The sequence below is a fragment of the Pseudoxanthomonas winnipegensis genome, assembly GCF_004283755.1.
GTDB classification, from domain to species: Bacteria; Pseudomonadota; Gammaproteobacteria; order Xanthomonadales; family Xanthomonadaceae; genus Pseudoxanthomonas_A; species Pseudoxanthomonas_A winnipegensis.
On the sequence record NZ_SHMH01000009.1, the window covers coordinates 221,628 to 243,994 of the forward strand.

A 22,367-nucleotide genomic window follows, 5' to 3' on the forward strand; every position below is an offset into this window, starting at 1 on the left:
GACTGAGGGGGAGGGGTCGCTCTTCGCGGGGAAGGCAAAAGCACCCCCTCCCAACCTCCCCCTTCGCTTCGCGAAAGGGGAGGAGCCTCGGTAGCGCCCGGACCTGATGTCAGTCGCGCACCAGCGTGACGTAGGCGCCGCTGCCGATGACCTGGAAGGTCTCGTTGTCCACGCGCCGCACCGGCGAGCCGTCGTCCAGTGCGTAACGGTCGTGCGGATGGCCGGCGTCGGTGCCGCCGGCTGGCGCAGGGAGAATGCGCACGCGGCGGCGCTCGCCGGTGCTGTCCTGCGTGACGAAATAGCGGGTGTCCATCGTGTCGTCCCTCCCGAGGCTGTCGATGTGAGGCACGAGCCTAGGCCCGCCCGGATGAAGATCGGCTGCATGACCCAGGTGCGGCGCAGTGAGATCCGGGCAACCGGGACGCCAAGCCCACAATCTCGTGACGACTCAGCGTCTTCCCCCAATCGGACGCCACAGGACCCGGCCTGAAACGACAAAGGCCGCCCGAAGGCGGCCTGGCCGGTCGACCCGCGCAGCCGGCGCGGTCAGAGCGTGTCGGGCGCCTGCGAGGGCGTCGTGGCCGGCGCCGTCGACTGCGGCACCAGGGTGCCGTCGGCCGGCTTGGCCTCGCTGGCCGGGACCGGGATGGACTCGCCTACCGGCTGCGGCTGCAGCGGCTGCGGGGCCGGCGGCGGGGTCTCGGCCGGCTTGGCCGCGGCATCGGTCTTGGGCTTCTTCGGCGGCGGGGGCGGCAGGTAGCGCTCGACCAGGGCGAAGAACGAGCGGTAGAAGGTGGGCTGCTGCACGGTCAGGCTGGCCACGCGCACCAGCGAGTCGTCGGTGCTGCCGAAGGGCAGCGACAGCGAGCCCAGCGCGGTGCCCACGCTGGCCGAGGTATTGGACTTGCGCAGGTTGTAGCGGTCCTGGGTGGCGCTGGCGAACACCCACGACTCGCCCGAGGCCTGGGCCACGCACGAGACGCGGATGGCGACCTGTTCGTGCACTTCCGGCTCGGGCTGGAAGTTCTTGTTGGCCTCCACCGTGGAGGCGTCCGAGCGGCTGACCACGTAACCCTGGCTCAGCAGCGCGCGGCGCGAGGCCTCGCAGACCTGCTCGGGCGAGCGGTCGAAGGTGCGCGAGTAGGTACCGTCCGAATCGAAGTTCTCCTTGGCCAGCATCTCGCCCTTCTTCTCGAACGGCATATGGCCGCAGCCGGCCAGCAGCAGGACAGCGGTCAGAGGGAAGAGGGAGAACAGGCGATTGGGCATGGGGACCGGCCGGACGTGCTGATGGAAACCCTTGAAGGATAACCCCGACGCGCGAAATCGGTTTCATCCGTCCCTGCGACCCGCTCAGTCGGCGTTCGGCCCGGGCGCTTGCGTCGCACGGTGCCATCACGAGACGCCACCTACCCTGCCGGGAAATCTGGACAGGAGGCATCCCCCATGCAGGTGCTGATCACCGGCGGCAGCGGCTTCATCGGCCAGGCCCTGTGCCCGGTGTTGCTGGCCCGCGGCTGGCATGTCAGCGTGGTCTCGCGCGACCTGCAGGCGGCGGCCGAGGTGCTGCCGCAGGGCGTGCGCCTGCTGGCCGACATCGAAGGCGCCGGCGGCGCCAACGCGGTGATCAACCTGGCCGGCGCGCCGCTGGCCGGGCAGCGCTGGACCGAGCGCTACAAGCAGCAGCTGCGCGAATCGCGCCTGCGCACCACCGAGGCGCTGCTGGCCTGGATGCAGGGCCTGACCGTGCGCCCGGCGGTGCTGGTCTCCGGCTCGGCCATCGGTTACTACGGGCCGCGCGACGACACCCCGCTGACCGAAACCGACCCGCCCGGCGAGGATTTCGGCGCGCACCTGGCGGCCGACTGGGAGGCGGCGGCCTGGCCGGCCCAGCAGCTCGGCGTGCGCACGGTCTGCCTGCGCACCGGCGTGGTCCTGGACGGCGGCGGCGGCGCGCTGCAGCAGCTGCTGACGCCGTACCGGCTGGGCCTGGGCGGGCCGATCGGCAGCGGCGAGCAATGGTTCAGCTGGATCCAGCGCGAGGACCTGGTGCGCCTGATCGTATGGCTGATCGAACAGGACACGCTGGAGGGCCCGGTCAACGGCACCTCGCCCGAACCGGTGCGGCAGCGCGACTTCGCCGCCGCACTGGGCCGCGCCCTGCACCGTCCCACCCTGCTGCCGACCCCCGGCTTCGCACTGAAGGCGGCGTTCGGCGAAATGGGCCAGATGCTGATCGACGGTCAGCGCGTGATCCCGGCCCGCGCTCAGGGTCAGGGCTTCCAGTTCCTCTATCCCACCCTGGACGACGCCTTGGCGCGGAGTCTGGAACACGAGGCCTGAGGCCGATCCCGGTCGCCTGTATCGCCGCCCCCGCAACGCCGAGCTTCGACATCGGCGGGATTCAAGCCAACACCTGCGGTCAACGCCCGAGCGATCGCTCAGTGCGTACTCGCAGGCGAGGAGGGGTTTTCAACGCGCACCAACCTCATCGGAGGACCTCCCTCGATCATGGTGCCGCTCGCGAAATCGGGCGCGAACTCGACCGTGATCCCCATGGATTCGGAGCGGAAGCGGGTCGGAGACAACGTGATCAATCGCTCGGCGACCGGAGCGCCTGCGTTGGCGAACAAGCCCTCCGGGCGCGCCTCGAGCACGACGTCGAGCCCGCCCCCCACATAGCGACCGGCGGCCTTGGAGAGCTCTTCGGGCGACAGCTTCTTCTCCTCGCTCGCCGGCACCGCGAGGTCGGGCCAACCGTAGTCGGTTGCGATGGCCCGGACCACGTCCGCCATCAACCGACGTCCATCGCCCCCGTTGGTCAGCGCCACGATGCCGTCGCCCTTGCCTTCGTAAGCCACCATGAAGGATTCAAATCCTTGATTCAGGCCGTCGTGGCCAAAACGGGGGGCCCCGTTCGTGTACAAGGCAAAGCCAAGCCCCCAGTTATCTTTCACGGGCTTCATCATGTCGCGCGCCATCCCGGGCGAGAGACGGCGGCCCTTTTTGCCCGCGATCGAGGCTTGCAGGTCGATCAACACACGCGCCAGATCGCTGGCGCTCGTCCACAGGCCCGCGGGTGCGAGCTCGGGGTAAACCACGTAGTTGCCAGGAATCGGCTTGCCATTGACATGGCCGAATGCCATGTCGGTCAGGATCGCCTTCGACGGCGGCATCGCGAAGGCGCTGCGGGTCATGCCGAGCGGCCCCAGCACCTCACGTTGCGCGAGGTCGGCGAAGGAGATGCCACTCACGTCGGCAAGCGCGACTTGCGTCACCACATAGCCGCCGCCCGAGTATTCGAACTGCGCGCCCGCCGGCAACACGCTGCGCACCGGCGCGTTGTGGCTGGGCGGCACGCCGTCCAGGATCTGGACGGGGGTGGGCAGTGGCGTCGTACCGGGCAGGTAGTCGGATCCGAATCCATGGACTCCAAGCCCGGCCGTATGGCTCAGCAGTTCCCGGAGGGTCACGCCGTTCGGAGCCAGCTTCGGATCCTTCGGCAACTGCCAGGAACGCAGGGCGATGTTGATGTCCTGATCCAGGGCGATCCTGCCCTGCTCCACGAGCCGCAACGCCAGGACGGCCGTCACCGCCTTGCTGATCGATGCCGCCTGGAACGCGGTGCCCGGCGTTACGGGCAGGCACGCCGCCGTGTCGCGCAGGCCCCAGCCACGTGCCCAGTCGAGCTTGCCATTGTGAATCACCGCGACGCTGAGTCCCGGCACGTCGAACTGACGCATGCGTTCGACCAAGTGGATCGGCTTGTCGCCCGGCTTGATGACCGCGGGCAGCAGATTCGCCTCGACATAGCGGGTATGGGCGTTGCTGGGCCCACCTACGGCCTCGGCGGGTGCGGGACAGTCGGCCGCCTGGGCGAAGCAGGATGCGCTGAGGAGCAGTCCAGCCATCACTGCGACGTGTGACGAGTGCCTCCGGCTCCGATCCATGATCCAGGTCTCTCCTCAACCGGCGAATAATTCCGCGGGAACGCCTTATAGCACCCCCGAAGAGGCAATGCCTCAAGGGTTACGCGTTCGCCCCAGCTAAGCGCAGCGAGGCGAAGGCGGCGTATGCCCGCGCTCGACGCGAGCCGCAGCGCTAGAGAAGTGATGAGCCCAAACGTCGAGGCGCGGCGCCTGGAACGCGCGAAACGAATCAAGCGTCCGCCAGCGGCGTCAGCAGCGCCCGCAGCTGCGCGGCACGCTCGGCGATGGCGGCGCGTTGTTCCTCGTCCAGCCGCTCCAGGCTGCGCCATTGCAGCGCCGCGCGGGGATGGTCGGCGAAGCGCCGCGCGTGGCGCAGCAGGAAGTCCCAGTACAAGGTGGTGAACGGACAGGCGTCCTCGCCACTGGCCGCGCCCGGGTCGTAGCGGCAGCCCTGGCAGTAGTTGGACATGCGCTGGATGTAGCGGCCCGAGGCGGCATAGGGCTTGGACACCATGCGCCCGCCATCGGCGAACTGGCTCATGCCCAGCGTATTGGGCAGCTCCACCCATTCGACCGCATCGACATAGACCGCCAGATACCAGGCGTGGATCTGCGCAGGCGCGACGCCGAGCATGAGCGCGAACGCACCGGTCACCATCAGCCGCTGGATGTGATGGGCATAGCCCAGCTGCAGGGTCTGCTGCAGCGTCTGGCGCATGCACACCATGTGCGTGCGCCCGTCCCAATAGAAGGCCGGCAGCGGCTGCCGCGCGTCCAGCGCGTTGTCCTGGGCGAAGGCCGGCATGCGCAGCCAGTACACCCCGCGCACGAACTCGCGCCATCCGATCACCTGGCGTACGAAGCCCTCCACCGCCTCGATCGGCGCATGGCCGTCGCGCCAGGCGCGCACCGCCGCCTCGACCACCACGCGCGGGGAGAGCAGCTTGAGGTTCATCGCCGCCGACAGCAGCGCATGGAACAGCCACGGCTGATCGGTCCACATCGCATCCTGGTAGCGGCCGAAGTGCGGCAGGCGCAGCGCGACGAAGTCGTCCAGCGCCTGCCGCGCCTGCGCCGGGGTGAGCGGCCAGTCGAAGCGCGACAGGTCGCCGGGCCGGTCGCCGAAGCGCGCGCGCACCAGCGCGATCACCTCGCCGGTCACCGCATCGGGCGGGAAGGCGGCCGGCGCCGGCACCTGCTGCGGCCCGCCCTTGCCGAAGGACTTGCGGTTGTCCGCGTCGAAGTTCCAGCGCCCGGCCACCGGCTGCGCGCCGTCCATCAGCACCTGCTCGCGGCGGCGGATCCAGCGGTAGAAGTGCTCCATGCGCAGCTCGCGCCGGCCGCGCGCCCAGTCGGCGAAGTCGGCCGGATCGCAGAAGAAATGCAGGTCCGGCCGCTCGCTCCAGCCGAGGCCGGCCTCAGCCACCACCCGTGGCAGCGACTGCGCCAAGCGCCATTCGCCCGGCCTGACGGCGACGACCTTCTCCGGCCGAAGCGCGGCCAGGTCGCGCGCCAGCGCCTCTTCGAGCGTGGCGAAGTCGTGGCGGTCCAGCGCGCGGTACTCCACGCGCCAGCCGCGCGCCCGCAGCGCATCGCGGAAGTGGCGCATCGCCGCCAGGAACAGCGCGATGCGCGGCTGGGTGCTCCACACATGCGAGGCCTCGTGCGCGACTTCGGCCATCCACACCGCGTCGCGGTCCGGGTCGAAGTCGTGCAGCGCGGCCGAGTCGGGGTCGAGCTGGTCGCCCAGCACCACCACCAGATGGCGCAGGCCGGGCCGCGCGCGCATTGCTTTCAGCCCGCGCGCTCGGCGGACGCGGCGCTGTCCTGTTCGACCGCCATCAGCGCAAGCGAGCGGCCCAGCGCGGTCCAGGCCGCGCCGGCCGGCACCGCGCGCGCGTTGCTGCGGCCGCTGGTGTCGATCTGCACGCGCCAGTGCTCGCCCTCGACCGTGGGCAGATGGAACACCACGTCCTCGGGGTTGGCGTTGAGCAGCATCAGCAGGGTCACGTTGGCCGCCACCTGACGCAAGCCGCTGGCCGGCGCGCGGCCGTCCAGGCGCATCATCAGCGCGCGCGCCTGCGGGTTGTGCCAGTCCTCCTCGGCCATCTCGGTGCCGTCCGGGGACATCCAGGTCACGTCCTTGATGCCCAGCTCCTCGTCGAACTTGCCGTCGAAGAAACGCGCGCGATGCAGCAGCGGATAGCGCCGGCGCAGCGCGGTCAGGCGCTGCACGAAGCGGGTCAGCTCCGCGCCGTCCGGCGAGGCGGCGGCCGCCCAGTCCAGCCAGCTGATCGCGTTGTCCTGGCAGTAGGCGTTGTTGTTGCCGCCCTGGGTGCGGCCGAACTCATCGCCGGCCTGCAGCATCGGCGTGCCCTGCGACAGCAGCAGCGTCGCCAGCAGGTTGCGCTGCTGGCGCGCGCGCACCGCGTTGATCTGCGCGTCGTCGGTGGGTCCCTCGACGCCGTAGTTGCACGACAGGTTGTTGTCGGTGCCGTCGCGGTTGTCCTCGCCGTTGGCTTCGTTGTGCTTCTCGTTGTAGCTGACCAGGTCGCGCAGGGTGAAGCCGTCGTGGGCGGTGACGAAGTTCACCGAGGCGCCAGGCCGGCGGCCGCGGCGGTTGAACAGGTCAGCACTGCCGGTCAGGCGCGTGGCCAGCTCGGAGAGCTTGCCTTCGTCGCCGCGCCAGAACGCGCGCACGTTGTCGCGGAATTTGTCGTTCCACTCCACCCAGCCCGGCGGGAAGCCGCCGACCTGGTAGCCGCCGGGGCCGACGTCCCAGGGCTCGGCGATCAGCTTGACCTGGCTCAGCAGCGGATCCTGCCGGCACGCGGCGAGGAAGCCGCTGGAAGGATCGAAGCCGTGCCGCTCGCGCCCCAGGATCGTGGCCAGATCGAAGCGGAAGCCGTCCACGTGCATCTCGGCGACCCAGTAGCGCAGCGAATCCATCACCATGCGCAGCGCGCCGGCGTTGGTCAGGTCGAAGGTGTTCCCGGTGCCGGTGTCGTTGATGTAGTAGCGGCGGTCATCGGCCAGGCGGTAGTAGCTGGCGTTGTCGATGCCCTTGAACGACAGCGTCGGCCCCATCTGGTTGCCTTCGGCGGTGTGGTTGTAGACCACGTCCAGCAGCACCTCCAGCCCGGCGTGGTGCAGGCGCGCGACCATCTGCTTGAACTCGTGCACAGAGCCGGTGGCCATGTAGCGCGAGTGCGGGGCGAAGAAGCCCAGCGTGTTGTAGCCCCAGTAGTTGGACAGGTCCTGCTCGAGCAGGTGCTGGTCGTCAGCGAAGGCGTGCACGGGCAGCAGTTCGACCGCGGTCACGCCCAGGCCCTGGATGTACTCGACCAGCTCGTCGTTCTTCAGCGCCGAGAAGGTGCCGCGCAGATTCTCGTCCACGCCCGGGTGGGTCATGCTCAGGCCGCGGATGTGCGCCTCGTAGATCACCGTGCGCTGCCAGGGCGTGAGCAGGCGCTTGTCGTTGCCCCAGGTGAAGGCCGGATCGATCACCGCGCACTTGGGCATGTAGCCGGCGCTGTCGCGGCGGTCGAAGGACAGGTCCTTGTCCTTGTGGCCCACGGTGTAGCCGAACAGGTGCGGCGCCCACTTGGGCTCGCCCACGATCTGCTTGGCGTACGGGTCCAGCAGCAGCTTGTACGGGTTGAAGCGATGGCCGGCGTCGGGCGCGTACGGACCGTGCACGCGATAGCCGTAGAGCTGGCCGGGCCGCGCGTCGGGCAGGTAGCCGTGCCAGATCTCGTCGGTGTATTCGGGCAGCACGATGCGCTCGGCCTCGCGCCCACGCTCGTCGAACAGGCACAGCTCCACGCGCGTGGCGTTGGCCGAATACAGGGCGAAGTTCACGCCCAGCCCGTCCCAGGTGGCCCCCAGCGGAAAGGGCCGGCCCTCGCGGATGCGCGAGCGGCGGACCGGGCGACGCTTGTCCTGGGCGCGGGCCGGCCGGGTGCGGGGGGGCGCGAGGGTCACGGCGTGTCAGCGTCCTCGGATCTGGGCGTCAGGGTCGAGCCGCTCTGCTCGGCCACGCGCGACTCGGCATCGGCCAGGCGTTCGGCCATGGCCCAGTGTCGCGCGGACTGGCCGTCGGGGCGACCCTCGGCTTCCCAGATCTCGTGAGCCAGCTGTTCGATGCGGAGCCTGCGGGCATTGGGGTCCATGGCGAAACGTCATTCAGGGGCGACCAGCACGGCCACCGGGGCATGGGCGAACAACTCGGACAGCGCGATGCGTCCCGAGGGTATCTGCAGCACGCGCCCGTCGGGCAGGCTGTGCCAGGTGCCATCGGGAACGGGCAGCGCCGCATCCTGCCACCAGTCTGCCGGCAGCTGCGGCACGGCGGCGTCGACGAGGCCCTCGGCCACCAGCCGCGGCACCGCGACCACCAGGCGCTGGCCCTCGTGCTGGCGGCGGAAGGCCAGCACCTGCCCGGCGCGAGGCCCCTCGGCGTGCAGCACGCGATAGTCGCCGCGGGCGAACAGCTCGGGCAGCCGCGCCCGCAGCTGCAGCAGCAGCGCGACCAGGCGCGCCTTGGCCTGGCCGCTGCGCCAGTCCTGCAGGAGCGCGGCCCAGGAGGCCTCGTCGGCCAGCCAGCGGCGGCGCAGGTCGAAGTCCACCGGCCGACGGTTGTCCGGATCGACCAGCGACAGGTCCCAACCCTCGGTGCCCTGGTAGAGATCGGGCACGCCGGGCGCGGTCAGCCGCAGCGTGGTCTGGGTCAGGCCGTTGACCGCGCCGGCCGCGCCGATCGACTGCGCGGCGCCATGCAGGGCGGTGCGCAGTGCCTTGCCTTCCGGTTCGACCAGGGCCAGGTCGAGCAGCGCGCGTGCGGCGGTCTCGTAGGCTTCGTTGGGCTCGGTCCAGGTGCTGTGCAGCTTGGCCTCGCGCAGCGCCTTGGTCTGCCACTGGGCCACGCGCTCGGCGAAGGCCGCCAGGCCGTCGGCATCGTCGACGCCCAGTTCCAGCGGCCAGGCGCCGATCAGTGTCTGCCACAGCATCAACGCATCGCCGGGCGAACAGGCATCCGCGCCGATCCGCGCGCCGGCCAGCGCATCGAAGGTCTGCACCTGCTCGGCCCACCACGGCGCGCGGCCGCTCAGCACCGCCAGGCGCATGCGCACGTCTTCGCCGCGCTTGTGATCGTGGGTGGCGGTGGCGAGCATCGCGCGCTGGTGCCCGGCGGCATGCGCCTGGACGCTGGTATGGAAGACCTGCGGATCGGTCGCCAGATGCTGCGGATGCGAGCCGACCTCGTTGCGCGAGAGCAGCACGCCGTGGCGATAGAAGGCCGTGTCCTCCACCGACTTGGCGTTGAGCGGCGCGGACAGCTGTTCCAGCCGCCGGCGCAGCACGCGGCGCAGGCTGCGCTGCACGTTGGGCGTATCGGGGTCGTCGTGCATCCAGCGCTGCAGCGCGTCGATGGCGGCCTGCACGCGCGGATTGGCGTGTTCGCGCGCGGCCTGCGCGGCGCGCGCGAACAGCGCCGCATCGCCCTCGTCCAGCCCATCGTTGCCGGCATAGGTACGGTACACGGGGAAGCGCCGCATCACCGCGGTCAGCGCCTTGCCCATCATCTGCGGGCTGAACTCGCGGCAGATCGGGTCCAGATGCGCGCAGGCCACCGCGGCCTGCTGGGCGCGGGTGAACTCGGCCTGCAGCGAGGCGTCCAGGATCTCGCCACGCGCCTGGAATTCCTCCTGCGCAAAGTCCCCACTGCGCCCGCTCACACGCTGCCACAGCGCGGTGAGCGCCGCCTCGCCGTCCGCGTCGTGCAGCACGCCGGAGACCTGGTCCATGAAGTCGTAGCCGGTGGTGCCCTGCACCGGCCAGTCGCGCGGCAGCGTCTCGCCGGGCGCCAGGATCTTCTCCACCAGCAGGGTCACCTTGCCCGGGCGCAGGCCACGCTTGCGCCCGGCCTTGTCGACCTGCGCGCGCAGTCGGCGCAGGTAGCCCCGCGGGTCGGCCAGGCCGTCGACGTGATCCAGGCGCAGGCCATCGAGCACGCCCTCGGCGATCAGCCGCAGCGGCAGCGCGTGCACGGCGGCGAACACATCCGGCCGCTCCACGCGGATGGCCGCCAAGGACGTGATGTCGAAGAAGCGCCGGTAGTTGACCATGTCGTTGCCGACCGCCCACCACGCCAGCCGATAGGACTGGCGTTCGAGCAGCCGGTGCAGCGTGCTCTCCCCGCGCGCGGTGCCCTGGCTGATGCGCCAGGCCCAGTCGCGGCGCAGCGCCAGATCCGCAGGGACCGCCGCGCCGTCCACGCGCACCGGGAAGCAGGCGTCGTGGTGTTCCAGCTGCAGCTCGCCGGCCGCGGATACGCCCAGCTTGAGCGCGCCTTCGGCCAGCGCCTGCGCATAGGGCCGATCCAGCACCGGCAGCCAGAGCTTGCCGTCGTGGCCGGGGCTGCGCCAGTCGATGTCGAACCAGTCGGCATGCTTGCTGCGGCGGCCGTGCTTGAGCACATCCCACCACCACGGATTGGTCGCGTGGGCGGCCATGTGGTTGGGCACGATGTCCAGCAGCAGGCCCATGTCGTGCGCGCGCACCGCCGCGTGCAGCGCCATCAGCCCCTGCTCGCCGCCCAGCTCTGGATTGACGCGGGTCGGGTCGGTGACGTCGTAGCCATGGGTCGAGCCGGCCACGGCCGTGCCGATCGGCGACAGATAGAGATGGCTCACGCCCAGCTGCGCGTAGTACGGCACCTGCGCGGCGGCATCGTGCAGGGTGAAGCCTTCATGCAGCTGCAGGCGCGCGGTGGCGCGTAACTCGGTCATGGCGTCCCCTCGCCGCGTGCGGTGGCGAACGCGGCCAGCGCCGCATCCAGGTGTGGCGTGTCCTGCGGCAGGCGCCGCGACCAGTTGGGATGGCCTTCGACCACGCCGGGCAGATTGGGCTGTTCCTCCAGGCCCAGCGCGTCCTCGGCCGGCAGCAGCGCCAGCGGCGCCGGGCTGTGCGCGGCGAAGGCCAGCCAGCTGGCCAGGGTCTGGCCATCGCCGCCGTCGGCGCGGACCTGCGCCTGCAGGCGCGCGACGTCCTGGCTGCGCTGGGCGTCCTCGGCGGCGCGGTCGATCCGGCCGCCGGTGCCCAGCCGTTCGCGCCAGTCCAGGTCGCGGCCGATGCGCCACCCGGCCAGGGTCGGCAGGTCGTGCGTGGTCGTGGTGGCCACCGCCGAGCGGCGCCACTGCGCCGGTGGCAGGAAGGCGCCGTCCGCGTCGCGGGTGAACATCAGCACGTCGATGCCCAGCACGCCGTGCGTGGCCAGCACCTCGCGCAGGCCATCGGGCACCACGCCCAGGTCCTCGCCGATCACGACGCAGCGCTGGCGCCAGGATTCCAGCGCCAGCAGCCGCAGCAGGTCCTCGAAGGGATAGCGCAGATACACGCCGTCGCCGGCCCTGCCGCCGTCGGGCAGCACCCACAGCCGCAGCAGGCCGAGAATGTGGTCGATGCGCACGCCGCCGCGCTGGTGCATCACCGCGCGCAGCAGCGCGATGAAGGGCGCGAAGCCGCTGGCACGCAGGCCGGCCGGCGAATAGCTGCCGATGCCCCAGGCCTGGCCGTCGGCGTTGAAGGCATCCGGCGGCGCGCCCAGCACCAGGCCGTGCAGCACCGCCTGCGGCCACGCCGCGGCCTCGGCGCCGTGCGGATCGAAGCCCACCGCCAGGTCGCTGATCAGGCCCAGGCGCATGCCCGCCGCACGGGCCTGCCGCTGCACGTCCTGCCAGCTGCGCGCGGCCAGCCACTGCGCATAGCGATGCAGGCCGGGATCGCCGTCGCCGGCATCGGCCGCGGCGAAGCTCACGTGCTGCTCCAACGCCGGCCCGCCGTCCGCGATGAAGGCCTGCAGATCCGCCTGCAGCGCCTCGGGCAAGGCCTGCTCGCGCAGCGCGCGCAGCCAGGCCCACTTGGCCTGCGCACCGCCGTGCCAATCGACCAGCGCGGCCGCGCTCAACTGCGCCAGGCGCGTCTCCAGCCCGGCCGCCTGCAGGGCCTGCCGCGCCAACGCCTCGCCCAGCACCAGCGCCGGCGCGGCGTACAGCGGATCGAAGAAGCGCCGGTCGCTGGGCGAATACGGGCTGTAGTGGCGCTGCAGCGGCCGCGCGGCATGGATCGGGCTCAGCGCCAGCGCATCGCCGCCGGCGGCGGCCACGCGCCGCGCCCAGTCCAGCGCGCCCTGCGCATCGCCGATGGAGGCATCCAGCGGCGTGCGCGCCGAATAGACCTGCAGCCCCACGCCCCAGGCGCGCGGCTGCGCCACCCCGCAGGCATCGGCCACCGACCAGCAGCGCGTGGGCGCGATGGCCAGCGCGATGCCGTCTTCGCCGGCGCCTTCGCACAGCACGCGGTAGTAGCCGGGCACCGCGATGGGGCCGAGCGCGCCCTGCGCGTCGAAGCGGCCTTCCTGGGCCTGGCCGTGCTCATCGAGCAGCTTGTACGCGGCGCCCGGCCGGCCCTCGACGGCCACCGGCGTATCGACCACCGCGGTCCGCAGGGCCGGCCGGCCCTGCATGGTTTCCAGCCGGCGCTGGCTGTCGGCGCACTGCGCCGGCGTGGCGCAGGGCAGCTCCATCGCCTCGAGTACGGCGCGCAGCGTCGTATCGGCCACCGTGCGCGGCTGGCTGGCCACGTCGACCCAGTCGACCAGCAGGCCGGCGGCGTCGGCCAGCGCGTGCAGCGCGCCGGCGCTCATGCCTGCGCGTCCTGCCACCACGCACGCAAGGAGTTCGGGCCCAGCGCATCGCTGCCGGCATCGGCGCCTTCGGCATGCAGCAGACGCGCGCCGCCCGGCACGGGCACGGTCAGCGGCGCGGTGCCCAGGTTGAATTCCACCTGCAGCACCGCCGCACCCAGCTGCCAGCGCGCGACGATGGCGCCCGGGGCCAGCACCCGCGCGCCCAGCGCGCGCGCCTGATCCAGATGCGGCACCAGCTGCGTGGCGCGCACCTGCAACAGCTGCGCGAACCATGCGGCGAACGCCGCGCCCTCGCCGCGCAGCGACTCGCCGATGTCCACCCTGGACACCTCGAAGGTCTGCACCGCGTTGGGGTCCGGGATGCTCGCCCGCACCGCCGGATTGGCGAACGCGGCGAACTGCGCGAACTCGCGCCGCCGGCCCTCGCGCACCGCCTCGTCCAGCGGCGCCTGGTAATCGGTGAAGAACTGGAACGGCTGCCGCGCGCCCCAGGGCTCGCCCATGAAGAACAGCGGGATCATCGGCGTCAGCGCGGTCAGCGCCAGCGCCACGCGCAGCGCCGACGGGGCGACCTGGGTGATCAGGCGATCGCCCATCGCGCGGTTGCCGATCTGGTCGTGGTTCTGCGCGAACACCACGAACTTGGTCGGCGTCAGATGGCCCGACGGCTCGCCGCGCACATGGCCGCGCGGATCGGGCTGGCCCTGGTAGGCGAAGCCCTCGCCCAGCACGCGCGCCAGGTGCCCGCTGGCATCGTCGGCGAAGGCGGCGTAATAGCCCTCGTCCTCGCCGGTCAGCAGCACGTGCAGGGCATTGTGGAAGTCGTCGTCCCACTGCGCGGTGTAGCCGTCGGCCAGGCGGAAGGCCTGGTTGGCCTCGTTCTCCAGCACCAGGTGCACGTGGCGGCCTTCGGCCACGCTGGCGACGATGGCCTGGCGCAGGGTCTCCAGAAAATCGTTGGGCACGATCGCGTGCACCGCATCCAGGCGCAGGCCGTCGAAGCGGTATTCGTGCAGCCACATCAGCGCGTTGTCGATGAAGTAGCGCTGCACCGCCTCCTGGCGGAAGTCGATGGCCGGGCCCCACGGCGTATGCGCATCGGCGTTGAAGAAGCCTTCCGCGTACTGGTGCAGGTAGTTGCCGTCCGGGCCGAAGTGGTTATAGACCGCGTCCAGCAGCACCATCAGGCCGTGGCCGTGGGCCGCGTCGATCAGCGCCTTGAGTTCGTCCGGGCTGCCGTAAGCCGCCGCCGGCGCGTACGGCAGCACGCCGTCATAGCCCCAGTTGCGCGTGCCGGGGAAGGCGTTGAGCGGCATCAGCTCGATGGCGGTGATGCCCAACTCGACCAGGCGCGGCAGCTGCGCCATCACCCCGGCGTAGCCGCCGCTGGTGCCCACGTGCAGCTCGTAGAGTACCGCCTCGCGCCAGGGCCGGCCCTGCCAGTCAGCGTGTTGCCAGACATAAGCCTCGGCATCGATCACGACGCTGGGGCCGTGCACACCTTCGGGCTGCCAGCGCGAGGCCGGGTCCGGTACAGGCTCGGCATCGTCGATGCGATAGCGGTAGCGCGTGCCGGGCGGCAGCGGCAGGACCGCATCGAAGCTGCCGTCGTCGCGGCGCGTCAGCGGCTGGGATGCCTGCCCTTCCACCTCCAGCCGAACCTGGCGCGCGTCCGGAGCCCACAGCCGGAACCGCGTCTGCCCATCGGCGCGTGCGACCGCGCCGAGCCACGAACTGCCCGGATGCTCCCCCTGGCCCGGCATCAGACCGCTCGCAGCCAGATGGTGGAAAGCGGGGGCAGCGCCAGCGAGAGCGACTGCGCATGCCCGTGCATGGGCACCGGCTCGGTGCTCACCGCCCCGGCGTTGCCGACGTTGGAGCCACCGTAGTGGCCGCTGTCGGTATTGAGGATCTCGCGCCACTGACCGGCACGCGGCACGCCGACGCGATAGCCGTAGCGCGGCATCGGGGTGAAGTTGCTGACCGCCAGCACCGGCGCGCCGTCGCCATCGCGATCGAAGCGGACGAAGGCGAACACGCTGTTGGCGTGGTCGTCGCCCACCGACCAGTCGAAGCCCTCAGGCATGTGGTCGTTGCGATACAGCGCCGGCTCGGCGCACAGCAGGCGGTTGAGGTCGCCCACCAGCTGCGCCAGGCCGTGATGCTCGTGCTGCTGCATCAGCCCCCAGTCCAGCTGCGTGTCGTGGTTCCACTCCGACCACTGGCCGAACTCGCCGCCCATGAAGAGCAGCTTGCGGCCCGGATGGGCCCACATGAAGCCGAAGTACGCGCGCAGGTTGGCGAAGCGCTGCCAGGCATCGCCCGGCATGCGCGTGAGCAGCGAGCCCTTGCCGTGCACCACTTCATCGTGCGAGAGCGGCAGCACGAAGCGTTCGGAGAACGCGTAGACCATGCCGAAGGTCATCTCGCTGTGGTGATGCTTGCGGTGGATGGGATCGCGCTTCATGTACTCGAGCGTGTCGTGCATCCAGCCCATGTTCCACTTGTGGGTGAAGCCCAGGCCGCCGTGCTCCGGCGGCTGCGTCACCCCGCCCCAGGCGGTGGACTCCTCGGCGATCATCATCACGCCGGGGAAGCGGCGGCCGACTTCGCCGTTGAGACGGCGGATGAACTCCACCGCCTCCAGGTTCTCGCGACCGCCGTGCTGGTTGGGCACCCACTCGCCCTCGCTGCGGCTGTAGTCGCGGTAGAGCATCGAGGCCACCGCGTCCACGCGCAGGCCGTCGATGTGATAGCGCTCGATCCACTCCAGCGCGCTGCCGACCAGATAGGCCGAGACCTCGTGCCGCCCGTAGTTGTAGATCAGGGTGTTCCAGTCCTTGTGGAAGCCCTCCTTTGGATCGGCATGCTCGTACAGCGCGGTGCCGTCGAAGCGCTGCAGGCCGTGCGCGTCGTTGGGGAAATGCGCGCTGACCCAGTCCAGGATCACGCCGATGCCGGCGTTGTGGCAGGCATCGACGAAGCGGGCGAAGCCTTCCGGGCTGCCATAGCGCGCGGTCGGCGCGTACATGCCCAGCGGCTGATAGCCCCAGGAACCGCCGAAGGGATACTCGGTGATCGGCAGCAGTTCGATATGGGTGAAGCCCAGCCACTGCACGTACGGGATCAGCGCATCGGCCAGCTCGTCCCAGCTCATGTGGCGACCGTCCTCGCGCAGGCGCCAGGAGCCGGCGTGCAGCTCGTAGATCGAGATCGGCTCGGGCGTGGTCGCGCGGGCCGCACGGCGCGCCATCCATTCCACGTCGGTCCAGGCGAAGGCTTCGGCCTCGGGCACCACCGAGGCGGTGGCCGGCGGCAGTTCGCACTGGCGGGCCATCGGGTCGGCCTTGTGCGGCAGGCGGGTGCCGTCGGCCGCGGTGATCTCGTACTTGTAGCGCATGCCGGGCACGATGCCGGGCAGGAACAGCTCCCACACCCCGCCGTCGTGGCGCAGGCGCATCGGATGACGGCGCCCGTCCCAGCCGTTGAAGTCGCCGACCACCGACACGCGCCGCGCATTGGGCGCCCACACCGCGAAGCGCACCCCGTCCACGCCCTCGTGGGTCACGCGGTGCGCGCCCAGCGCCAGCCGCGCCGACTCGCCATCGCCGGAGACGATCCCGTGCAGCCATTCCTGCTGCAGCGCCGGGCCGAAGCGGTAGGGATCCTCGATCTCCTCCAGCGCCTCGGGCCAGGCGATGCGCAGGCGGTAGGCCATCTGCGTGGGCAGCTCCGCCTCGAACAGGCCGGCCGGATGCACGCAGCGCATCAGCGCCACGACCTTGCCCTGCGCATTGAGCACGGCCATGGCCTCGGCGCCCTGCGCCATCGCCACGATCCGCATTCCGCCGCCGGTGGCGCGCGGGCCAAGCAGGGCGAACGGATCGCCGTCGTGGCCATCGACCAGCGCCTGCAGCCGCGGGTCGAGCGGCGCATCGGCGCGTGTCTGCGAAGCATCGCCTTCGCCGGCGGTGATCACCTTGGCCCTCTGCCCGGCCCGGTCGGACTCACTCATGCCAGCGCCGCGGTGCGGTCGTAGAGGGCCAGATACTTGCTGCCCGCCACGTCCCAGCCGCTGGGCTTGAGCATGGCCGCGCGGCGCATGGCCTGGATCAGGCCCGGCAGGCGGAAGGTGCGGAAGGCGCGCGCCAGGCAGCGACGCAGCGCGTCAGCCGACGGCTCCTGGAACAGGAAGCCGGTCACGCCATCATCCACCGTGTCGATCAGCCCGCCGGTGGCGTGGGCGATGGGCAGGCTGCCGAAGCGCTGGGCATACATCTGGCTCAGACCACAGGGTTCGAAACGGGAAGGCATCAACAGGAAATCCGAGCCGGCGAACATGCGCCGAGCCAATTGTTCCTCGAAGCCGATGAAGGCGCCGACATGACCGGGATAGCGGCGCGTCAGCGCCAGCACGCTCTGCTCGATCTGCGGCTCGCCGCCGCCGATCACCACGATCTGCCCGCCGGCGGCCACGATCTGCGGGGCGACCTCGCAGATCAGGTCCAGCCCCTTCTGGTGGACCAGGCGCGAGACCACGGCGAACAGCGGGCCGTCGCGCTCGGGCAGGCCGAACTCGCGCCGGACCTGGCTCGCGTTGGCCTTGCGGCCGGCCCAGTCGTGCAGATTGAAGTGCGCCTGCAGATGGTTGTCGGTACTCGGGTCCCAGCTGGCGTCGATGCCGTTGAGGATGCCGGTCAGGCCGCCGGCCGCGGCGCGGCGCGCCAGCAGCCGGTCCAGGCCGCAGCCCATCGCCGGCAGAGTGATCTGCGCGGCATAGCTGACGCTGACGGTGTTGACGTGCGCGGCATGCACGATGCCACCGCGCAGGAAGGACATCTGGCCGTAGAACTCCAGATCCACGCGCGCCGCCTCGGGAATGCCGAGCAGCGGCGCCACCGCGTGCGGGAACAGGCCCTGGTAGGCCAGGTTGTGGATGGTCAGCAGGCACGGCGTGCTGCCGCCGGACCACTTCACATAGGCCGAGGCCAGCGCGCACGGCCAGTCGTTGAGGTGCAGGAGGTCCGGCGCCCAGTCCAGGCCGGCGCGGCCGCCGGCGATCTCGGCCGCGGCATGCGAGAGCGTGGCGAAGCGCACGGCATTGTCTTCCCACTCCGCGCCCAGGCTGGACACGTAGGGCGAGCCTTCGCGTTCGAACAGCTCCGGGCAGATCAGCACATAGACGGGCAAGCCATCGTCCAGGGTGGTGTAGCCCAGCGCGCAGGCCGGCAGACCGGCCTTGGGCGCGATCCGGCCGACCATCTGCAGCTTGCCGGCCTTGGCGCGCACGGCGCGGTAGCCGGGAATCAGCACGCGCGCGTCGTAGCGGTGGCGCAGCGCGCGCGGCAGCGAGGCGGCGACGTCGCCCAGCCCGCCGGCCTTGATGAAGTCGGCCATCTCCGAGGTGACGAACAGCGACGTGCGGCGCGGCGAGACGCCGGAGCGCACCGTGTCGGGATCGTTGGCCGCGCGCGGCGCGAACCGGCCGCGCGCATCGCGGGCGCGCAGGGACTCCTGCGACAGCGGCAGCGCGGCGCGGGGTGAAGGCTTCAGGGGACGCGGGGACTCGGGCAGCACAGACGCAGACATGGGGGATCGAACATCCGTCGCAGGAACGAAAGAGGAGAAAGACGGAACAGCAACAGCGAAACGAGCGCGGAGCGAAGAACCGCCGCAGGCCATTGAGCGACCGGCGACGTGACGCGGGTGAGAGGGAGCGGCGCGGCGGACAAGGGGCCCGTGGGGCGCTGCTCGAATCGAATCTACGAACGCCGCGATAAAAGACGTGTGAACCAAATGCCACGATTTGATGACAGCCGTCAAGCCGCGCGGCGCCGCTTTTTCCGGCGTTCGAGGGTCGGCTCGGACAAGCGGTCGCCGAAGCGGCGCGCACAGAGGATTGGCGAGAATTTGACCATCCCACCATGCGCCGGCGGATGGTGGCCGCGTCGTGGCCCCTGTCGCGCGCCTGGGTGACGGGCGGGTCACATGCCCCCGGACACCGCGACAGCGCGCGTCCGGGCCACACGCGTGCGACACAAGGCACCACGCCCGTCGCCTCTGGTGCCGGACGGCGCGATGCACCCTCCCGGGTCCGGCGGACTAGGTCAGCGCTCAGGGAGGTTGTTGGCGCGCGACAGGCAGCCAGGCATCCGATGCGACGGCGGCCGCCTGTACAGCACCGCTGTCAGACGACGACCTCATTCCGGACGTCCACCATCCCGCGGCCTGGCGCGAGGCGACGCTGGCGCCGCCGCCATCGGGTTGGTCACAATCGGATTGGAACGTTCCCAGGAGCCGCAGGATGTCGCAGCGCTGCACCACCTTCTATCTCGAGATGACCTCGCCGGACGCGCTGCGCGAGAAGCCGCAGCGGCCCGACCTGCAGATCGTCGAGTGCGAAGTCCCGCAACCCGAGCTCAACCGCTTCCTCTACGGGCTGGTCGGCAAGGACTGGAACTGGAGCGACATGAACCGCTGGAGCGAGGCCGACTGGCGCGCGCTGGTGGAGCAGGACAGCCACCGCACCTGGGTGGCTTATCACTGCGGCGCCATCGCCGGCTATTACGAGCTGTATCGCCCGGACGGGCGCAACGCCGAGATCCGCTACTTCGGCCTGGCCGGCGCGTTCCTGGGGCACGGCTTCGGCGGGCCGCTGCTGAGCCACGCCCTCCGCGCCGCCTGGGACTGGCCCGGCACCGAACGCGTCTGGGTCCATACCTGCACCCTCGACCACCCGGCCGCCCTGGCCAACTACCAGGCGCGCGGGCTGCGGATCTACAAGGAAGAACACGCGCCGCTTTGAGCCCGTCCGAACGGGGCCGGCGCGCTCCCTGATCGCCTGACTCCAGCCGCGGCGCCAGGGCCGGCGCCCACGGGCGCAGACCCGGACCGTCCGCGAGGAACGGTCGCAAGACCCGGAAGGCCGCGCGCAACTGCGCGCGGGCCGGGTGCAAAAGGCCGCAGATGGCACGTCAGCGCGGCACGGATCAGGGGCGTCGTCGGGGGAAGGGGCGAATTTGGTCCCTGCCGACGGGCCCTTCGTCGCCGATTCCGTGGATTGGTCGCGTCCGGGCTGGCGCTCCAGGGGGCGCTGGGTATGCTCGGCCGCAACAGGTTTTCCAGGGGTCGGCACCATGCTTCCGCGATTCTTCTTCTTCGTTCGTATCGTGGGCGCGTGGCTGCTGACGCTGGCCATCGCCTTCCCGCTGTGGGCGGCGTTCTTCCACCAGTTCCAAGCGCCGCCGGGGGTGATCTTCTGGCTGTTGGCGATCGGGCTGCTGGTCTCGGCGACCATCCGCGTGATCGATCACCTGCACCGCGTGCGCGGCATGGCCGGCGAACTGGACGCGGCCACCCTGTCCAACCGCCAGCGCCGCGTGGTCGACCTGCCGATGGAAGCCGATGCCGCCTTCGCCCTGCTGGAAGGCGCGGTGCGCGAGCTGCCACGCATTACCGCGCTGCAGATCGTCCACGACAGTCTGCGCATCCAGGGCCAGGTGCCACGCCCGGGCTTCGAGCCGCAGCGCAGGATCGCCTGGTACAACCTGCCCGCGCTGTGCGCGATCAAGCGCGACGAGGTGCTGATCACCATCATGCCGGGCGAAGGCACCTGTCGCGCCAGCCTGCGTTGCGAACCCGATGCCGGTGCCTGGCGCGACCTGTACACCGTGGACAAGGGCGTCAACTACGAGCACATCGAGTCGCTGACCCGGGCCATCTCCCGGCGCGTGGCCGAGCGCCGACGCGCCGAACAGGCCGCCGCCGCACACAACGCCACCGAGAAGGAACTGACCCAGGCGCGCTTGAACCTGCTGCAGGCGCAGGTGGAGCCGCATTTCCTCTACAACACGCTGGCCAATGCGCAGGTGCTGGCGGCCACCGACCCGCCGCGCGCCGAGCAGATGCTGGGGCACCTGATCCAGTATCTGCGCCGCTCGCTGCCGCGCGAGGAGAACGCGATGTCGCCGCTGGGCGAGGAACTGGAGCGCACCCGCGCCTACCTGGAGATCCTCAAGATCCGCATGGGCGCACGCCTGGACCCGCGCATCGAAGTGCCCGACGCGCTCCATGGCGTGCCGCTGCCGTCGATGATGCTGCAGACCCTGGTGGAGAACGCCATCAAGCACGGCCTGGAGCCCAAGCCCGGCGGCGGCACGCTGTGGATCATGGCGCGCAGCATCGACGAGGGCATCGCGGTGACCGTGGCCGATGACGGCCTGGGCCTCGGCGGCGCGCACAACAGCGGCACCGGCATCGGCCTGACCAACCTGCGCGAACGCCTGCGCCTGATCTACGGCCATGCGGCGAGCTTCTCGCTGACCTCCAACTTCCCCGCCGGCGTGGCCGCGACGCTGGTGCTGCCGCGCCCGCAGCCGGTCCGCGTGCCGCCCTCGCCGGCAGCGGCCACGCCGCCGCCGCTGCCGGCCGCACAGGCCTGCGCCGGAGCCGACGCCCATGGCTGAGTGCGTGGTCGCCGAAGACGAGGACCTGCTGCGCGCCGCGCTGGTCGCACAGCTGCGCCAGGCCTGGCCACAGCTGGGCATCGGCGCCGAATGCAGCGACGGCGCCAGCGCGCTGGAAGCCATCGCCGAGCGCCAGCCGGACGTGGCCTTCCTCGACATCCGCATGCCGGGCCTGACCGGCATCGAGGTGGCGCGCGCGGTTGCCGATGCCAGCCCGCGCACACAGGTCGTGTTCGTCACCGCCTACGACCAGTACGCAGTGGAAGCCTTCGAACACGGCGCGGTCGATTACCTGCTCAAGCCGGTCACGCGCGAACGCCTGGACGCCACGGTGCAGCGCCTGCAGGCGCGCACGCAGCCCTCGGCACCGGATGTGGCCGTGCTGGATGCGCTGCTGCAGCGGCTCGCCCCGAGCGCGCGCCCGGCCGCCGCGCCGCTGGCGTGGGTGACGGCCAGCACCGGGCGCGAGACGCGGCTGATCCTGATCGAGGACGTCGCCTACTTCCGTGCCGACCACAAGTACACCGTGGTGATGACCGCGGACGGCGAGGCGTTGCTGCGCACGCCGCTGCGCGAGCTCCTGGGCGCGCTGGATCCGGCGGCGTTCAAGCAGATCCACCGCTCCACCATCGTCAACCTCAAGGCCGTGGCCTCGGTGATCCGCGACGACACCGGCAAGGGCCAGTTGAAGCTGCGCAACCGCCCGGAACTGCTGAGCGTCAGCCAGCCGTTCATGGGCTTGTTCAAGGGCATGTAGCACGTCGCAGCGCGGCCGGTCTCGGGCGGCGCGACGACGGTTTCGCATCCTGGCCGTGCGGGACGGCCAGCCCCGGCCTGCCTGCGTGCCGGCCCACCGATCACATGACAAGGAGCGTGCCATGCGCCTGTTGACCTCGATCCTCTACTGCATGCTTGCGCTGTTCGGCTGCCACGACGGCAGCAGCAGCACGTCCATCACGCGCAGCCAGCGCGACGGCGTGGATACGCTGTTCAGCCGGACCACGCGCGCGGCCGGCTCGGCGACGTTCCAGTGCGTGCGCAGCGCCAGTGGGCGCTGCCATTACCAGCTGTTCGAGGAGACCTGTCGCGTCGGCACCGACGACAAACGCGCTTGCGCACGCACACCAGTGGACCAGTTCAGCCTGGGCGCCGGCGAGCAGCGCGTGTTCCAGGGCCTGGACATGCAGGTGAACGAATGCGTGCAGGCCGAAGCGCCCGGCCCGGGCACGCGCTGCGCGGGTTGAACGGGCACGCCGTGCCGCC

16 protein-coding genes are annotated in these 22,367 nt (G+C 71.0%); 5 read left to right on the forward strand and 11 right to left on the reverse strand.

The genetic code is table 11. The features are described 5' to 3' along the window. Positions 1–109: 109 nt before the first annotated feature. Entirely contained in the window at positions 110–313 is a 204-nt protein-coding gene (locus EAT51_RS17500; protein ID WP_130516298.1) for a hypothetical protein, read from the reverse strand. Between the two features lie 233 nt (positions 314–546). Next, complete coding sequence (locus EAT51_RS17505) at positions 547–1,269, reverse strand: DUF2242 domain-containing protein (RefSeq protein ID WP_228257985.1); 723 nt, start codon at positions 1,267–1,269, stop codon at positions 547–549. A 177-nt stretch (positions 1,270–1,446) separates the two neighbouring features. Between EAT51_RS17505 and EAT51_RS17510 the strand changes: the two genes are divergently transcribed. Beyond that, positions 1,447–2,343: a TIGR01777 family oxidoreductase gene (locus EAT51_RS17510; protein WP_130516296.1), complete on the forward strand. Its 897-nt coding sequence runs from the start codon at positions 1,447–1,449 to the stop codon at positions 2,341–2,343. A 98-nt stretch (positions 2,344–2,441) separates the two neighbouring features. Here EAT51_RS17510 and EAT51_RS17515 read toward each other — a convergent pair whose 3' ends face one another. The 9 genes from EAT51_RS17515 to glgA all read right to left on the reverse strand — a co-directional run bounded on the left by EAT51_RS17515 (position 2,442) and on the right by glgA (position 18,228). Then, the gene (locus EAT51_RS17515; protein WP_165421958.1) at positions 2,442–3,911 is read right to left on the reverse strand and encodes a serine hydrolase domain-containing protein; all 1,470 of its coding nucleotides are present in this window, start codon (positions 3,909–3,911) and stop codon (positions 2,442–2,444) included. Positions 3,912–4,158: 247 nt separating this feature from the next. Continuing rightward, complete coding sequence (locus EAT51_RS17520; RefSeq protein WP_130516292.1) at positions 4,159–5,718, reverse strand: cryptochrome/photolyase family protein; 1,560 nt, start codon at positions 5,716–5,718, stop codon at positions 4,159–4,161. A gap of 5 nt (positions 5,719–5,723) precedes the next feature. Continuing rightward, positions 5,724–7,913: a glycogen debranching protein GlgX gene (glgX, locus tag EAT51_RS17525; protein WP_130516290.1), complete on the reverse strand. Its 2,190-nt coding sequence runs from the start codon at positions 7,911–7,913 to the stop codon at positions 5,724–5,726. Further along, a complete protein-coding gene (locus tag EAT51_RS17530; RefSeq protein ID WP_130516288.1) occupies positions 7,910–8,101 on the reverse strand; it encodes a DUF2934 domain-containing protein in 192 nt (63 codons plus the stop codon). The genes glgX and EAT51_RS17530 overlap by 4 nt, the downstream gene beginning before the upstream one ends. A 9-nt stretch (positions 8,102–8,110) precedes the next feature. Further along, complete coding sequence (gene treY / locus EAT51_RS17535) at positions 8,111–10,720, reverse strand: malto-oligosyltrehalose synthase (RefSeq protein ID WP_130516284.1); 2,610 nt, start codon at positions 10,718–10,720, stop codon at positions 8,111–8,113. After that, positions 10,717–12,636 (reverse strand): 4-alpha-glucanotransferase, encoded by a 1,920-nt coding sequence (locus EAT51_RS17540; RefSeq protein ID WP_130516281.1) that lies wholly within the window; start codon positions 12,634–12,636, stop codon positions 10,717–10,719. The genes treY and EAT51_RS17540 overlap by 4 nt, the downstream gene beginning before the upstream one ends. Next, the gene (treZ, locus tag EAT51_RS17545; protein WP_130516279.1) at positions 12,633–14,402 is read right to left on the reverse strand and encodes a malto-oligosyltrehalose trehalohydrolase; all 1,770 of its coding nucleotides are present in this window, start codon (positions 14,400–14,402) and stop codon (positions 12,633–12,635) included. The genes EAT51_RS17540 and treZ overlap by 4 nt, the downstream gene beginning before the upstream one ends. Beyond that, complete coding sequence (gene glgB / locus EAT51_RS17550; protein ID WP_130516277.1) at positions 14,402–16,654, reverse strand: 1,4-alpha-glucan branching protein GlgB; 2,253 nt, start codon at positions 16,652–16,654, stop codon at positions 14,402–14,404. Before glgB ends, treZ begins: the two co-directional genes overlap by 1 nt. Next, positions 16,651–18,228, reverse strand: coding sequence for a glycogen synthase GlgA (glgA, locus tag EAT51_RS17555; protein WP_130516275.1), 1,578 nt, complete (start codon positions 18,226–18,228; stop codon positions 16,651–16,653). Before glgA ends, glgB begins: the two co-directional genes overlap by 4 nt. Before the next feature lie 715 nt (positions 18,229–18,943). On the opposite strand from glgA, the gene EAT51_RS17560 reads away from it, so the two are divergent. From EAT51_RS17560 to EAT51_RS17575, 4 genes are all read left to right on the forward strand, one after another. Then, positions 18,944–19,444 (forward strand): GNAT family N-acetyltransferase, encoded by a 501-nt coding sequence (locus tag EAT51_RS17560; protein ID WP_130554031.1) that lies wholly within the window; start codon positions 18,944–18,946, stop codon positions 19,442–19,444. A gap of 331 nt (positions 19,445–19,775) precedes the next feature. After that, positions 19,776–21,104 (forward strand): sensor histidine kinase, encoded by a 1,329-nt coding sequence (locus EAT51_RS17565; protein WP_130516273.1) that lies wholly within the window; start codon positions 19,776–19,778, stop codon positions 21,102–21,104. Then, positions 21,097–21,861, forward strand: coding sequence for a LytR/AlgR family response regulator transcription factor (locus EAT51_RS17570; RefSeq protein ID WP_130561857.1), 765 nt, complete (start codon positions 21,097–21,099; stop codon positions 21,859–21,861). The genes EAT51_RS17565 and EAT51_RS17570 overlap by 8 nt, the downstream gene beginning before the upstream one ends. 121 nt (positions 21,862–21,982) lie before the next feature. Then, a complete protein-coding gene (locus EAT51_RS17575; RefSeq protein WP_130516271.1) occupies positions 21,983–22,348 on the forward strand; it encodes a hypothetical protein in 366 nt (121 codons plus the stop codon). Positions 22,349–22,367: the final 19 nt, after the last annotated feature.